Below are 16595 nucleotides of genomic sequence, written 5' to 3' on the forward strand. Positions count from 1 at the left end.
TTAATTATGAAAAATTTTATTAGAATTCTTTTATTGGTCGGAATGGTCTCATGTTCAAGTAATGATGATACTCCTACAGTAGTGGATAATACAAATATAACTGGGTCCTGGAAGCCTTCTAATTATGAATTTAGAGGAAAGCCTATTGCTCTAAATGACTGTGAAGGGAAAGGACAGTTAGTAATTAATGCGGATTATTCCGGAAATTATGGGAGATATGAAATGGCTAGTGATAATTGTAATTTAGTAGATTCTTATAGCGGAAAATGGAGTTATGACAAATTGTATAATGTTCTGATTCTTACTTATACAGAAGGAACTGAAACTAAAACTTTGAGAAAAGAAGTGGAATCATATTCTGAAACTGAACTTAGAATTCGGGATAATAATAAAAATTTAGATGGAGTACCAGGAAATGATACCGGAACTTTAGTTTTTAGAAAAGGATAAAAATCTTATGATAATTAAAAAACCGCCCGAGGGCGGTTTTTATTTTTTGTATCGATACAAAAAAAGAGATCTTTATGACCTCTTTTTATCCACCGCAATTTACAGATTTAGGCACACAAGCTCCCCATTCCTGGCATTGTTTGTACCCATCAGGACATCTTCCCCATGGTTCGCAGCATGGTGCATTTCCGGCAGTAATTTTTTTAAGGTCAGTTTTAGTGATTTTTTTTAGATTTTTCATGATAAAGTTTTGTTTGATGACTGTAATAAATATATGGAAAATATAGATAAGATTTTGGTTTTCAGAATAATTGTTCAAAAAAATCATCAAATAATTGAATGTAGGTCTTTGCATTATAGACTTGTCTTTTTAATTTCACTAAATTTGTACTTTAAATTTTGAGATGAATATTAAAGATATTATAGAACAAAAACTTTCAGAGGTCATTTTAAATGTATTTCAGTTAAAAGACATCAATCTGGAAATTCAGGAAAATAAAACGGAATTTGAAGGTGACTTTACAATCGTTACTTTTCCGTTGGTAAAACAATTGAAGAAAAACCCAGAAAGTATCGGGGTTGAATTAGGAGAAGCTTTAACAGAGCAGACGGATCTTTTCGAAAGCTTTAATGTGGTTAAAGGATTCCTTAATGTTAAAGTTAAAAATCAACTGTTTGTAGATAACTTTAGATCTGTTCACAATGGTTTTTCAACAATAGATAAGAAAAATGCTACCGTAATGGTGGAATATTCTTCCCCAAATACTAACAAACCGCTGCATTTAGGGCATATCAGAAATAACCTGTTAGGGTTTTCCGTGGCTCAGATCTTAAAAGAGGCGGGTTATGATGTTATCAAGACTCAGATCATTAATGACAGAGGGATTCATATCTGTAAATCAATGTTGGCCTGGGAAAAATTTGGAAATGGAGCAACGCCTGAGACAACCCATACTAAAGGAGATAAATTTGTCGGAAACTACTATGTAGAATTTGACAAAAACTATAAGAAAGAGATTGCCGAACTTGTGAACCAGGGAGTAACCGAAGAACAAGCTAAAAAAGATGCTCCGGTAATGAAAGATGCTCAAAAAATGCTTCTGGATTGGGAAAATGGGGATGAAAAGGTAAGAAGTCTTTGGGCAGAAATGAATTCCTGGGTATACAAAGGATTCAATGATACTTATAAAAGACTAGGGGTTGACTTTGATCAGGTTCAGTATGAAAGCAATACTTATATTTTGGGAAAGGATCTTATCCAAGAAGGTTTGGATAAAGGAGTATTATACCAAAAAGAAGATGGTTCTGTTTGGTGTGATCTTACAGATGAAGGACTTGATCAAAAACTATTGTTACGTTCTGATGGTACTTCAGTATATATGACTCAGGATTTAGGAACGGCTGTGGAACGTTTTAAGCAGAACAATATCCAAAAGCTTATCTATACCGTAGGTAATGAACAGGATTATCACTTCCAGGTTTTATTTAAGATCCTGAAAAAATTAGGATATGAATGGGCAGATCAGTTATTCCACCTTTCTTACGGAATGGTTGAATTACCGGAAGGAAAAATGAAATCACGTGAAGGAACTGTAGTAGATGCGGATGACTTAATGCAGGAAATGTATGAAACCGCAAAATCTAAAGCTCAGGAACTAGGAAAACTTGAATCTCTTTCTGAAGAAGATAAAGAAGCATCTTATGAAACAGTAGGTTTGGGAGCTTTAAAGTATTTCATGCTGAAAGTGGACCCTAAGAAGAAAATGCTTTTCAACCCTGCAGAAAGTATTGATTTTAATGGAAATACAGGACCGTTTATTCAGTACACCTATGCTCGTATTCAGTCATTGTTGACAAAGGCAGAGTTTGCATACGCAGAAACTGCTGATGTAACTTTGAATCAGTTTGAGAAAGAATTGATTATGCAATTGGCTAACTTTAAAACAATAGTGGCTAAGTCTGCAGAAACATTGAGCCCTGCTTTGGTGGCTAACTATGTGTATGACCTTGTAAAATCTTATAACTCATTCTATCAGAATAATCCTATTTTGAATCAGGATGATAAAAATATTAAACAATTTCGTCTGAATTTATCAGACCTTACAGCAAAGACGATCAAAAAATCGTTAGAATTACTGGGAATTGGAACAGTAAACAGAATGTAAAAAAAGCCTCCTGATTTCAGGAGGCTTTTTTGTATTTTAATGATAGGTGCACAATAATCATTCACTTTTCTCACCATGCATCTGCTTCAAACTATCCGCATAGAGTTTTGCAGGAGTCCATCTTGCATGCTTAGAGAGAATAACTTTGTAACCTTTTTTATAGGTGTATACTTTAGTGAACTTAGCACCAAAAAATATGAGCATACAAGAATAGTTGATCCACATCATGATTAAAATTACTGTTCCGGCAGCTCCAAATGCTGAAGTAGGTTTAAACTGATTGAAATAAAGACTCAGTAAAAATTTCCCCAGCGTAAATAATGTTGTTGTTAAAAAAGCACCTCGCCAAACAGATTTCCAGGTGATTTGTACATCCGGAAGGACTTTAAACATTAGGGCAAATAAAAGCATGACAAGGCCAAATCCGATGGAAAAATTGACGACCTCAACAAGTAGATACGTTTCAAATCCAAAATATTGGGTGATGATTGTATTAAAAAGGCTGATTAATGAAGAAAGGATCATGGTAATCATAAGGAGGAATCCAAGAATCAGGATCATTCCTAAGGAGTTGGCTCTATCCAGTAAAAACTTAAGCAAGGCTTTCTTTGGTGCAGATTCCACATCCCAAAGAGAATTCAAGGTATGCTGAAGTTGGAAGAATAGAGTAGTAGAACCAAAAACCAACGCTCCTACTCCTACAGCTTTCATGAAGATATTTTTTTTGTCAATTAAGGCTCCGGCAAGCATTCCTTCGATACTTTTGGCTACATCAGGTCCCATAATCCCACTGATCTGAGTGCTGATTTGTCCACGGATAGCCTCTTCACCAAAGAAGTTACCCAATACCCAGATAATAATAATTAATAATCCCGGGATAGAAAAAATGGCATAATAAGCCAGGCTCGCTGAATCTTTGGATGCAGAAGAACTGTTCCACTCAGTAAAGGTTTCTTTTAAAACTTCCCAGAAAAATTTAGCATTATTAATCATATTAAAAAGGATATCCGATGGCAATATTTAAAACAAGGTTATCTTTTCTCCAGCTTGAATCTCCGAAATTGATTTTATCGAAGGCCCATCTGTCTCCCTTCTCATAGTAAGGTACTCTCAATGGCATAGCCAGGTCTAATCTTAAGATCAGGATAGAGAAATCAAGTCTTAGACCAACTCCGGCTCCTACAGCAATTTCATTCAAAAAGTCTTTTGAAAACTTAGCTCCCGGTCTGTCTGGATCACTATTCAATAACCAGATATTTCCAGCATCCACAAAGACTGCTGCGTTTAAAAATTTATATAAGTTGGCGCGATATTCTGCATTTAATTCCAATTTAATATCTCCGGATTGATCAAAATAAGCACCCTGTTGTATTGTTCTCGGGTCAAAACTTCCCGGTCCTAATGTTCTTGCACGGAAGGCCCTGATACTGTTACTTCCTCCGGAGAAAAATTGCTTGGAAAAAGGAACAAATTCTGAATTTCCGTATGGATAAGCAATTCCTGCAATAACTCTTGTTGCCAATGACGATTTTTCCGTGAATTTATGGTAGAATCTGAAGTCATTTTCAATCTTAGCGTACTGGCTGAAAGGAACTCCAAAAATCTTTTTTTGCTTATCTTCTTTTACATTAGCCCCTGTCACCAAGCCAGTGATATTTCCTGCCAGATCAAGAGTTCCTTTATAATAAAAGGTATTCTTTTTCGGAAACATAGTATTGGTATAAGTATACGAATAAGTAGGACCAAAAATAAGCTGTTTTTCAACAATTCGCTTCATTGCAGGATTAGTCGCTGCAATGGCTTCATATTCTGCAGTAACCTTTTGTGGTGAAACAAGAGTGATATCAATTACTTTCAGATCATGTTCCTTTCTGGCATTTTCCTTCCACACATATCCAAATGAACCAGTAAAATTATTAAGCGTATAATATTGGGTTCTGTTCTGGAATTCATATCCTAATGTAATATTTGTTCTGGGAACAAATTCACTGGAAGAATGAAAGCGGAACGGTGCCACAATTCTTGGTATGGAAAGTTGAACATTAGTTCCGGCGCGGAAGATATTATTCGCATTCTGAGCGCCCCCCATCTGGAAGTCAAAAGCTCCAAAAATGGCAGCTTTAAATTGTTCTGCCCCTCTAAAGAAATTTCTATGTGTCCAGTTCAGGTTAAGTTCACTACCGGCATAGTTGGCGGAGTTGGTTCTTCCTAATGCTTCAAGACGTAAAGACTGAATTTGTCTTGGAGTTAATAAATAATAAGCGTCAAATTTATGATTCAAAGAATCCGAAGTTACAAATTCATTCTTCACAAACTTAAATACTCCCAAACTAATCAACCTGTTTAAGGTAAGATTGTGATTGGAACGGTTGTAAAGATCTCCTTTTTTAAAGTATAAAGCTCTGTCGAAGATTTTAGGTTTAAATTTATGCTGCGGATCAATGACGTAAATATCATCAAATGCATATTTGCTCAAAGAATCTGTGTTCATAGGAACGCTGTATTTCCCAGCTTTTACATCCTGAATATTATAATTCGGGAATACAATAACTTTATCAATGCTGAACTGTTGAGTCGCCAGATCAGGAGTGTTTTCCTTAAGCTTTACATTCAACTCTACCTTATGGTTTTTATTGACGGTACTATCTGCCTGTACAATGATATTATCCGGATGAAAATAATAAAATCCTTTTTCTTTTAGCCTGTTATCAATTCTTTCTCTTTCTGCTTTAATAACATCCAGGTCAAATGGTCTTCCATTTTTAAGAAGTGTTTTTCCGGCTACATTCTGAATTTCCTGATTAACAAGACTAGAGTCTTTTTGAAATTTTACACCATCAATCAGATACCTCGCACCTGGCTTTAAGGTATAAATAACCTTTGCTTTTTTATTTTTTGAAACAGTATCATAGGTGGCTCGGGCATTGAAATATCCTTTGTTTTCAGAATAGTTTTCAATGATGTCTTTATTAAACTCACGGTCTACATCTCCCAATAATACAGGTTTTTCACCCATCTTATATTTAAGCCAGTAATTAAACCCTTTGTCTTTTTTAGGTTCTTTCGCAATATTGTAGAAATAAAGCTTGGGACGCATTCCTAAAAATGTAGAATTTGGTTTAGGAGTAAGGTTCGCTTCTAAAGCAGCCTGAAGATCCTTTTTTTCTTTTTTGGAAATAGTGTCACTATCAATCTTTACCTCAGCGCCTGTATACAGCATCTGGTTTTCTTTCAGAAACCTTGTATTGCTGCAGGAAACTACTGCCGAAGCTAATCCGGAAATCAACAGATATTTACAGTATGTTGGAAATATAGTACTCATTATTTAAATTCTACCACTTGGTTGTTTTGATTCTTTTTAGGCTTCTTCTCTTTGGATTTTTGGAAAATCTCACGGAATTTGTCATAATCTAAAGTAATGATAAATCCAACTCCGGTTTCTATGATTTGCCCTTGAAGAGCTACCTGATATTCATCTTTACGATAAGCTCGCAACATATATCTTCCATCTTTGGACAGACTATAATCTACAGAGACATTTCCTGCAATATTCGTCATATTCTCATTCTGACGGGCCTGTCCTTCTAATCCAAAATTACTTCCGACGGTTACTTTCAGTCTGTCATTCAATAATTTTTTACTGATATCAACATTCAGATCGGTTCTGGTATTTTTTTGTCCTGTGGAATAATCCTCCGAAGAATCCAATCCAAAATTAAGATCTACTCCTTTAATAAGTCCAGATGCCAGATTATTTAATTGCTGAGAAAGAATTTTACTCACACTCTGTCTTGCCATAGTTTCCGCAGACATTCCGGCACCACTTTCAAACGGATTCTCGCCGATGAAACGGTTTAGGAGCAGTAAAGCAAACACCTGTTTATTCAATTCAGATTCCTGAGTTCTAAGTTGAGCCAGTTTCTGATCAATAACATCCTTAACATTAGAGGATACCGCATTGTTTTTCTCTTCCGTGGTAATATCGAAAGTCAGTTGCGGTTTCAGCAGCTCTCCCTTCATTTTTAATAGGGTGTTGAAAGGTATTCTCTGCTTATATTGATTCATTGTGGAAGCACTCTCACCACTGATCTGTTGTTCTACGAGATCAATTGGAGCAGCTTCAGTTTTATATACCGCTGTAATATCCATGATAGCGGTTGTAGGCTCTCCTGTCCAGGTGATGGTACTTCCTTTCTGGATATCAAATTTCCGTTTCAGGAAACTTACCGAAAGATCATAACTTCCTTTGTTGACTTCATAGACTCCTACCAATGTTGTTTTTCCTGATGGATCAATACCTCCGGTTAATTCCGCTTCTCCCTGAAGCTGTACAAAGTCACCATTGGCTTTATCAATGATGATGGATAGTTTTGCTTCTTTACTTACTTCGATATTGACGCTTACGTCCATTCCTTTAATACGGCTTTGGGCATCCAGGGAATCTGTTTTAATTGTTTTGTTTAAAACCACCTGATCCTGATCCACAAATTCTACAATTCCATCTCTTTCCTGTAATGAAGGGTTAGATTGAGGAAGAACAAAAGTGAAATCTGTATTATCTGCAACACTCAGTCTTCCATCTACTTTTGGTAAGTCCAGGTTTCCACGGATACGGAGACCTGCGTCAATCGCAAGAACTCCATACATCATAGCGTCGTTTGATTTCTGTGAATTCACTACCTTGAAATCCTTGGCATTGACGTTCATATTAAATGCGAAATCTCTGTAAGTTTGAGTAAGAACCTGCCCATCTACAACCAGAGCATTTCCATCCTTATCTTTGATCTTGAAATTATTAAATTCAATACCTCGGTTGGTAAAATCAATTTCATCATTCAGGTTTCTGAAGTCGCTTCCTATTTTTGCAATTTCCAATCCTGCATCATTAAACTTTACTTTTCCAAGAATATTCGGCTGACTTGTTGTTCCCGTAATTTTCAGGTTTCCGGAAAGATAACCTTCTGTATTGGTAATGGCATTCATAGAGAATCCTTGGATACTCTTCATCTGAAGTTGATTGATCGCCATATTCAGGTCAAAAGAGCTGGAAGCAGTATTGTAATCACCCAGAATTCTTACATCGTTATTGTTTCCGGAAAGGGCGATGTCAGCATTTAAAAGTTTCGGTGAAGAATTATTTACTTTTACAGCCAGATTTCCAACAGGACTTCCATAAACAATAAGGTTGGAAACATTTAAATCAGAGGTGAAAGTCATATTTTTCATCACATCCCGAAGTTGGGCTGTTCCGTTGATGGTTCCTCTAGCCAGAACCGTATCTTTTTTGATAAGTTCTGTAATCGTTTCGATTTTAAAATCTTTCAGAGCGATGTTCAAAGGGCTACTTGGGCTATTGCTTTCTGACTGAATAGAAATTTCACTTGCACCATTGCTCAACGTGAAATTATCTGCCAAAATTCCTTTGCTGCTGATCTGGATTTTATTGTTTTCAGCAACATTCCAATCGCTGTAGTTTAGTTTTAAACCGTTTGGATTCAGGGAAACTTCTGTAATGTCGTTAAGTGATTTTGCATGTCCTGCAATCAGGAATTGAGTAGCATCTTTATCATCTTTAGTTGTGATATTATAGTTGATGGTATTATCAGCAACATCCCCGTCAATGTTAATTTTTTTCAGTGAAAAACTTGAACTTTTTAAAGCTGCAACATTCAGGTTATATTGTAATGCCTGATTTTCATTAGTTACTTTTAAAGCTCCTTTTTCAATCGTATTTTCACCATATAATAATTGAGGAATCTGACCATCAATTTCAATTTTTTGAGAATCGGCATCATAGTTTCCTGCCAGATTAATGGTTTCAAAACTTTTCAGATCCGGTACAAATTTTCTGATCAGATCATCATTTTTAATCTTTGCCGTAAAGGTAAAATGTTGTCCCGGAGTAATTTTTTGCGTTTTATCCGGTTTTTGGAACTGATAATACTGATTAATGGTCTGCGTTAAAGCTCCAAAGATCTGTGTAAGTTTATATTTACCCTGCAATTCAACATCTGCAATCTGAGAGTTGAAAATAATCTGTGTAGAATCTGTAGTAGAAGAGGCTTTCAGGTTGACTTCCTGTACAGGATAGACTTCTTTGGTATCAGAAAAAGCAAAATCTTTAAGGTTTAAATAACCATTCAGATTATTCGGATCAAGACTTGTAAAGTCTCCATCTATTTTTCCGGCCAGGATCATTGGTTTTTCGTAGAAGCCAAGCTTGTTGACATCTAATTTGATCACCTCCCCATTGACTTTTACGGTAGGATTTTTTTCATCATAAATTCCCGATGCTGTCAAAAGTAAATCAGCATTCGGGTCTTTTGAATTTAAAATAACATCATAAGCCCCTTTATTGATCTTACCTGTTAAGTTCATATTCTGATATCGATACCCTTTGTACACGGCGGAAGCAACATGTCCATTCAAGTTAGCCCTGGCATTTTTGAAATCAAAGCTTTCTCCTTTAGCTGAAATCTGAGCTGTGATAGGGCCAATGTCTTTATTTTGAATGATTTTCCCAACCTGTATACCCTGAAGGTTAGCTTTTACATCATATAATTCATGATTTTTTCTACGCATATCCACATTGGCAACAATAGCTGCATTTCCAAGGGTAGAGTAGAGGTTAAGGTCTGTATTGACCATTTTTGTAGTTCCCTTGGCATTTCCTTTGACACTGAAATTTGAAGGAAGAGAAATATTAGAAGGAATCGTATTCTTTGGAACTAAATTGAAAATCGTCTTAGCGTTAGAAGAAAATTCTCCGATTCTCAGATCGTAATACAACTGATCGGGATTCATTGCATTTTTAACTCTTCCGGATGCATTCACTCTCAATTGATCCAGTCCTGAAACTTTTAAGTCTTGAATGAAAAGGTCATTAACACTTCCCTTCACATTGGCATTAACATTCAGGATGGCGTTTGGATATTTATTGAATGGAACTGTATTTTTTAAAGTAGGAACCAGATTTAAAATATCAGAAAATCCGATTTTTGAATCTTTGATATTGGCAGAAATTTTTACTGCGCCTAAATTTGAAGTCAGCTGATCGATGGAATTATAATTTAAAATAACCTCATCGCGTAATAAAGTCTTTGGAGTCTGTAGGTACAGATCTTTCAGATAAGCTTCTTTTTCAGCATACACAAAATCCGTATTGAATTTTTGAATATCCAGTCCTCTTGCTTCCTGAATTTCTGCTGAATTAACTGTTCCCGCGAAAGTATTATTCTCCATTTTAAAACTTCTCACCTCAACATTCATTTTGGAGAAATTCAGGTGGTTGAAATCTATTCCCTGTTTGGTAGGGGCAATTGCGGTATTATTGTAGGCTACCTTTACATCATTTAAAACCAGTTTTCCTAACAGAAGGCTCATTGCTTTATCCTGCTCGGAAACTTTTGAAACTTCAGGTTCTTTTTTATTTTTTGGATTGGCATTCTGAGCAGGAAGATAAAGGTTAGCATTGATATCTGCTCCTGAAAGGAATACATTTCCAACGTTGAAAGCATTATTTTCAAGATCAAGTTTGTTGACCTTTGTACTTAATTCTTTGAATAAAACTTTAGCATAGGTTTTGGTGTTTTCATCACCATAATCAATATCAAAGTGAGTCAGTTTGATTCCTCTCAACCCAATATTCATCGGTTTTTTTTGATTCAGGGAATCTACTTTTTTCTCCACCTTCTTAGAAACTTCTTCTACAATTCCCTGTTTCAGTTTTAATTTTAACCCATCAAGATTAATATCATTGACAGCGTAGGTATTTTTATTAAGGTCGAATTTTTTGACCCTGGTATCAAACGATTTAAAATAGAGATTAATATCATTCTTCGACTGTTGGTCATTGAAGGTAACCCCAATATCTTTTAAATTGATTTTATCCAGAGAAATAATGAAAGGCTTGGAAGAACTTTCTTCTTTATCACTGCTCGCAAAGGCATCAATAATATAATCAAAATTGAATTTGCCATCCGGTTTTCTGACTACGTTGGCGCGGGCACCTTCCATATCTACAGAGGTAATATCTGCAGTAGAGTTGATAAGCTTAAGCATATGTAAACCCACATCCAGCTTTTTTACGGCTAAAAGAGTATCTACATCCTGGCCTTTGAGGTAGAGATTTTCCATCACAAGACTGTTAGGAAAGCCAATGTAGACTCTCTCCAGACTTACTTTGGTTTTAATTTTTTTCTCCAGGTAAACAATCAATCGGTCTTTGATGAAGTTTTGAACGGCTGGAAGTCTTAGGCTTAGGATCAACAGGGTAAGAAGAACCAATATTGAAATAAAGGTTATTGCAATACGCCTTAAAAGTTTGCTAGTGTTGATTTTCAGTTTCAAAAGTGAGAAGGTTTCTAACAAAGATAATAATACTATTTTATTCTGTCTTTGTTGTGGTATCCCTTATGAATGCAAAAATCCTGCCTTGGCTGCCTTATTATGGAATTTTTAGTTGTGTAGTTGTCAAGTGAATAGTTGAGTAAGACGAGCCAAGGTGTGGATTGTATTTAAAAAAAGCCCCCTTTTAAATCATTTTTTAATGTTGAAAAGGTTAGTTAGCAAAAATGAAAATTCAAATGTTAGTGTAGTTGCAAAGGGGGCTTGGCATGGTTTATATGAAATAATAAATTTCTAGTTGTTTCCGTTTTCCCATTTTACATCTTCTCCCTGTGGTGCGGCACCGCCTTGAGCTTCTGTAATAGGAGCAGTTTCCTGGTTGATGTGATAAATATAGGCTGCAATTTTTTCTGCATCTCTTCCGGTAATGGTTCCTTCTTTGATGAAAGGTCTCATGGTAGGATTATTTGGAGAACCATTTTCAAGCATCCAGAAAACATTTTTAAATAAACTTTTTTCTTTAATATTGATCCAATGAGTATCCGTAAGATTAGGACCAATACCTCCTTTTCCTCCGTCTCCATGGCAGGTTACACAGTTGGTTTTGAATAATTCCTGTCCTTCTGCGATATTATCTGCACTATATTTTGCGCTTTCCAGATTGATCTGCGGAGCTGTTTTTTCATACTCTGCGATAGATGCCAGCATGGTCTTGGCTTCTTTCGTGTATTCAGCTTCCGGATGGGCATAATCTGTGAATGAAAAGGCCATCAGGTATACCACACAAAAGATACATCCGAACCAGAACAGGCCTATCCACCATTTTGGAAGTGAGTTGTCAAGCTCTGTAATTCCATCGAAACCATGATCGATCAGAATATCTTTTTCTTCCGTAGCAGATTGCTTTTTGAAGGCAGAATTCCAAAGTTTTTGGTAATAAGGAACGCTTTTTTCTTCAAGGTATTGTTTTTTCTCTTCCTCCGAAAGTCTGCTGAAGCTTTCGTTTTCAATCATGTCTCCAATGGAGTTCATAATCATCAGAAGGATAATCGCAATCAATATCAGTGCCCAGAAAAATGGGGAGGAAAAATATCCTGAATCACTGGCGAACATTTCAAAGGCCATGATTGTTAAGCCAATGGTTGTTGCGATATATATTGAAATTGGGGTTCTCGTTTTCATTACATCAATTTTTAATGATTACTCTGCACTTGCGGTTTGGATCTGTGTCGTTTTAATGTCTGTACCTAATCTTTGCAGGTAAGCGATCATTGCTACGATTTCTCTTTGCTCAAGCGGGATATATGCTCCTCCTTTTGTGGTTTTTTCTTTAGCCATCTGATCTTTTACATCGGTAGCTTCAGAATAAATTCTCTGTACAATAGCTTTTGACTGGTTGTCTGCCCATTGATTAGCAGAGTCGATCTGCGCTTTTGTGTAAGGAACATCAAATGAGTTTTTCATTAATTTCATTTTATCCACCATTTGAGTACGGTCTAGTTTATTGGTAATTAACCAAGGGAAACGTGGCATAATAGAACCTGCAGAGGTAATTCTTGGGTTGTACATGTGCTTAAAGTGCCATGAATCCGGGTTTCGGCCTCCTTCTCTGTGAAGATCCGGTCCTGTTCTCTTAGAGCCCCAAAGGAAGGGTCTGTCATAGATGAATTCTCCAGCTTTAGAGTACTGTCCGTTCTTTCCTTCAAATCTTACTACTTCATCACGGAAAGGTCGGATCATCTGAGAGTGACAGGAGTTACATCCTTCACGGATATATAAATCTCTTCCTTCAAGCTCTAAGGGGGTGTATGGTTTCACTGCAGTGATCGTAGGAACACTTTGCTTCAGTGATAAGGTGGGAACAATTTCTACAAGTCCACCAATTGCTATGGTAATGAAAGCCAGGATAGAAAGTAGGGTAGGTGTTCTTTCTAACCAAAGGTGTACGCCTTCGCCTTCTTTTCTTGTTCCCCCGATATTGGCTAATGCAGGCGCTTCCGCAGGAACATTTTTTTGGAATGAACCCACTTTAATAGTCTTGATAACATTGATAACCATTAAGATGGCTCCTGACAGATATAAGATACCTCCTAAGAATCTCATTTTAAAGTAAGGAATGATCGCTGTAACAGTATCTAACCAGTTTTTCCATAGTAAGGTTCCGTCCGGGTTGAACTGTTTCCACATTAATCCCTGGGTGAATCCTGAAATATACATTGGTACTGCATAGAAAATAATTCCTAATGTTCCTAACCAAAAATGCCAGTTAGCTAGTTTTACAGACCAAAGTTTTGTTCTCCACATAATGGGTACCAGGTAATATACCACCCCGAATGCCATGAAACCATTCCATCCAAGAGCTCCTAAGTGTACGTGACCAATAACCCAGTCAGTATAGTGTCCGATTTTATTTAAAGATTTTGTTGCCAGTAATGGTCCTTCGAAGGTAGCCATCCCATAACAGGTAACTGCTACTACGAAGAATTTAAGGATTGGGTTTTCTCTTACTTTATCCCAGGCTCCTCTTAAGGTAAGAAGCCCGTTTAGCATCCCTCCCCAAGATGGTGCGATCAGCATGATAGAGAAACCAGTTCCCACTGCTTGTGCCCATGCTGGTAATGCTGTATATTGCAGGTGGTGAGGCCCAGCCCAAAGGTATACAAAGATCAGCGACCAGAAGTGAATAATGGATAATTTGTATGAGAATACCGGTCGCTGAGCTGCTTTTGGCATAAAATAATACATAAGACCTAGTACAGGGGTCGTTAATACGAATGCTACCGCATTGTGACCATACCACCATTGCACTAATGCATCTTTTACACCTGCATATACTGAATAAGATTTCCAGCTTGTGAAAGATAACGGAACTTCAAGGTTATTAAAGATGTGAAGCATTGCTACGGCAATCCATGTGGCCAGATAGAACCAGATTGCTACATATAAATGTCTTACTCTTCTTTTCGCAATCGTTCCGAACATATTGATACCGAATACGATCCATGAGAAGGCAATTAATATATCAATAGGCCATTCATGTTCAGCATATTCTTTAGAAGTATTGATTCCCATTAAGAAGGTAATCACTACGGTAACGATCATAAACTGCCATGACCAGAAGTGAATCCATGAAAGTGTATCACTATACATTCTTGTTTTCAGTAATCGCTGCATGCTATAGTAAGCACCACAGAAGAATGAATTACAAACGAAGGCAAAAATTACAGCACTGGTGTGAAGCATTCTGATTCTTCCGAAGCCCATCGCTCCCTGAGTATTGATTAATCCCTGAATATTGCCCGAAGCTAAACTTTTAATAGTTGTATCATCTGTACCGAATAAAAATTCAGGTAATTCAGGATAAAAAAGCATCAATGCGGCAGTAAGTCCCAGCAGAAATCCGACAAGTCCGAATGCGATTGTTGCATAGAGGAATGCTCTGACAATATTATTGTCATAATTAAATTTTTGCGTCTCCATAAATTCCAATAGTGTTTACCGAGGTGATATTTGCTCTGAAAAAGGTTTATTTTTTGCCGTTTTCTATGTTAAAAGTAAATATCATGTAACGTGTATAATGTTTTGCCAAAGGTATTTATTAACTTTGTTGGAGGCTAATAGATAATCTTCTAAAATATACCGAAAACTACTAAAACAGAAATGATGAAAATATGTGGACAAAATATCAGGAAAATCCGTAGGGGCAAAGATCTTACCCAGGAATATATGGCTTTTGAAATGGGGATTTCCCAAAAAGCGTATTCCGATATTGAGAATTCCAAAGTGAAGATCAATCTGGAAATCCTGACTAAAATCTCAGATATTTTGGAGATTAAGCCTTCCGATATTTGCAGTATCTCCCATAAATGTGGAACTGATGATGGATATGAAGATAAATATCAAGGACTTCTGGAGTATATGAAAAAGAATAATATTTCAGTTCCGAAAGAATATTTATAGGATACTTTGGGAAATATATACCATAGAAATTAATACAATAAATTATTATACAAGCCTTAACAATATGTTAGGGCTATTTTTTATAACAGTTTCCTGATAACCCCTCCAATAGAAAGGGGAGTCTATTTATTTTTCATGTTTCGCTTTACCTGAATTCTCAATTTACCCCATGGAATGTGAATTTCTCTGAAAAGTTTTTATATATTTAGCGACCGAATAATTCATTCAATGAGCAACGAAAATAAAACAGGACAAAACGAGACTTTAGTTAGAGGATTAACAAATCGACATATACAATTAATTGCCCTTGGAGGTGCCATAGGAACCGGATTATTTCTGGGAATCGGGCCGGCAGCGGTATTGGCTGGACCTTCAGTGATTTTAGGGTATGCCTTAGCAGGTATCATTGCCTTTTTTATCATGCGTCAGCTTGGTGAAATGGTAGTTCAGGAACCTGTATCGGGAAGTTTTAGTCACTTTGCCTATAAATATTGGGGAAATTTTCCAGGTTTTGCCTCAGGCTGGAACTACTGGATTCTTTATATTCTTGTAAGTATGGCCGAGCTTACTGCCATTGGTCATTATATTCACTTCTGGTGGCCGGAAATACCACTCTGGGTGTCCAGTTTATTCTTTTTTATAGTCATCACTGCACTTAACCTTGCTTCTGTAAAGGTGTATGGAGAAACTGAATTCTGGTTTTCCATTATTAAAGTGATTGCAATCATTGCAATGATTGTTTTCGGGGTTTATCTGTTGATTAGCGGAACCGGAGGAGAAAAAGCTACCGTTTCAAATTTATGGAATGACGGTGGATTTTTTCCGAAAGGACTATTTAATAAAACTGAAACCGGATTTTCCGGATTATTTGCGGCAATGGCCATGATTATGTTCTCTTTCGGAGGATTGGAGCTCATCGGGATTACTGCTGCTGAAGCTAAGAACCCTGAGAAGACAATTCCACAGGCTACCAATCAGGTAATCTACAGAATTCTGATTTTCTATGTAGGAGCCTTAGTAATTCTTTTCTCATTAAGCCCTTGGAGAGAGATTACAGAAGGTTCAAGCCCGTTTGTAATGGTATTTCAGAATCTAAATGGATTAGAATTCAGTCTTTTCGGTAAAGTGATTCAATTCAATACTTTGATTGCGAATGTTCTTAATCTTATTGTATTAACTGCCGCTTTATCTGTATATAACAGCAGTGTTTACAGCAATAGCCGTATGCTTTTCGGATTGGCTCAACAAGGAAATGCTCCTAAGTTTCTGAAGAAATTGAATAACAACTCAGTTCCTATTAACGCGATCATTGTTTCATCATGTTTTGCAGGAATCTGTATTATCATTAATAAACTGGTGCCGGAAAAAGCGTTTCAGTATTTGATGGCTCTTGTGGTGTCTACATTAATTATCAATTGGCTGATGATATGCTATACCCATTTGAAATTTAAAAAATCAATCACTAAAGAAGGAATTCAATCAAAGTTTCCATCGATATTTTACCCAATATCCAATTACATTTGTATTGCGTTTTTAGTGTTGATTTTAGGGTTAATGAGCATTACAGGAATGGAAATCCAGGTAATCCTGATTCCAATTTGGATAGGATTTCTATTCGCCATGTATAAATTATATAAACCGAGTTAACAGGTTTAAATTACAATAAAAGATATG

Annotated in this window: 10 protein-coding genes; 4 read left to right on the plus strand and 6 right to left on the minus strand. The window is 36.4% G+C overall.

What is annotated here, in order from left to right:
* Positions 1-6 precede the first annotated feature (6 nt).
* Positions 7-450 carry a lipocalin-like domain-containing protein gene (locus tag NBX25_RS12705; RefSeq protein WP_250253875.1) on the plus strand — a complete coding sequence of 148 codons (444 nt, stop codon included), beginning with the start codon at positions 7-9 and terminating at the stop codon, positions 448-450.
* 85 nt (positions 451-535) lie between these two features.
* Here the strand turns inward: NBX25_RS12705 and NBX25_RS12710 are convergent, their stop codons facing one another.
* Positions 536-691: a bacteriocin-like protein gene (locus NBX25_RS12710; RefSeq protein WP_165602249.1), complete on the minus strand. Its 156-nt coding sequence runs from the start codon at positions 689-691 to the stop codon at positions 536-538.
* Positions 692-854: 163 nt separating this feature from the next.
* Between NBX25_RS12710 and argS the strand changes: the two genes are divergently transcribed.
* On the plus strand, positions 855-2615 hold the full coding sequence (gene argS, locus NBX25_RS12715; protein ID WP_250253876.1) for an arginine--tRNA ligase: 1761 nt from the start codon (positions 855-857) through the stop codon (positions 2613-2615).
* Between the two features lie 57 nt (positions 2616-2672).
* Here the strand turns inward: argS and NBX25_RS12720 are convergent, their stop codons facing one another.
* The 5 genes from NBX25_RS12720 to ccoN form a co-directional block, all read right to left on the minus strand.
* Entirely contained in the window at positions 2673-3608 is a 936-nt protein-coding gene (locus NBX25_RS12720; protein ID WP_250253877.1) for a YihY/virulence factor BrkB family protein, read from the minus strand.
* Position 3609: 1 nt separating this feature from the next.
* Complete coding sequence (tamL, locus tag NBX25_RS12725) at positions 3610-5937, minus strand: translocation and assembly module lipoprotein TamL (protein ID WP_250253878.1); 2328 nt, start codon at positions 5935-5937, stop codon at positions 3610-3612.
* The gene (locus NBX25_RS12730; protein WP_250253879.1) at positions 5937-10964 is read right to left on the minus strand and encodes a translocation/assembly module TamB domain-containing protein; all 5028 of its coding nucleotides are present in this window, start codon (positions 10962-10964) and stop codon (positions 5937-5939) included. Before NBX25_RS12730 ends, tamL begins: the two co-directional genes overlap by 1 nt.
* 291 nt (positions 10965-11255) lie before the next feature.
* Positions 11256-12143 carry a cbb3-type cytochrome c oxidase N-terminal domain-containing protein gene (locus NBX25_RS12735; protein ID WP_123910066.1) on the minus strand — a complete coding sequence of 296 codons (888 nt, stop codon included), beginning with the start codon at positions 12141-12143 and terminating at the stop codon, positions 11256-11258.
* A gap of 18 nt (positions 12144-12161) precedes the next feature.
* Positions 12162-14441 (minus strand): cytochrome-c oxidase, cbb3-type subunit I, encoded by a 2280-nt coding sequence (gene ccoN, locus NBX25_RS12740; RefSeq protein WP_250253880.1) that lies wholly within the window; start codon positions 14439-14441, stop codon positions 12162-12164.
* A gap of 180 nt (positions 14442-14621) precedes the next feature.
* Here ccoN and NBX25_RS12745 point away from each other — a divergent pair, with 180 nt between their 5' ends.
* Positions 14622-14921, plus strand: a complete 300-nt coding sequence (locus tag NBX25_RS12745; protein ID WP_228412743.1) for a helix-turn-helix domain-containing protein — start codon at positions 14622-14624, stop codon at positions 14919-14921.
* A gap of 228 nt (positions 14922-15149) precedes the next feature.
* On the plus strand, positions 15150-16568 hold the full coding sequence (locus tag NBX25_RS12750) for an amino acid permease (RefSeq protein ID WP_123910068.1): 1419 nt from the start codon (positions 15150-15152) through the stop codon (positions 16566-16568).
* The last annotated feature ends 27 nt before the right edge of the window (positions 16569-16595 follow it).

This window comes from Chryseobacterium sp. Marseille-Q3244 (assembly GCF_940807095.1).
Lineage (GTDB): Bacteria > Bacteroidota > Bacteroidia > Flavobacteriales > Weeksellaceae > Chryseobacterium.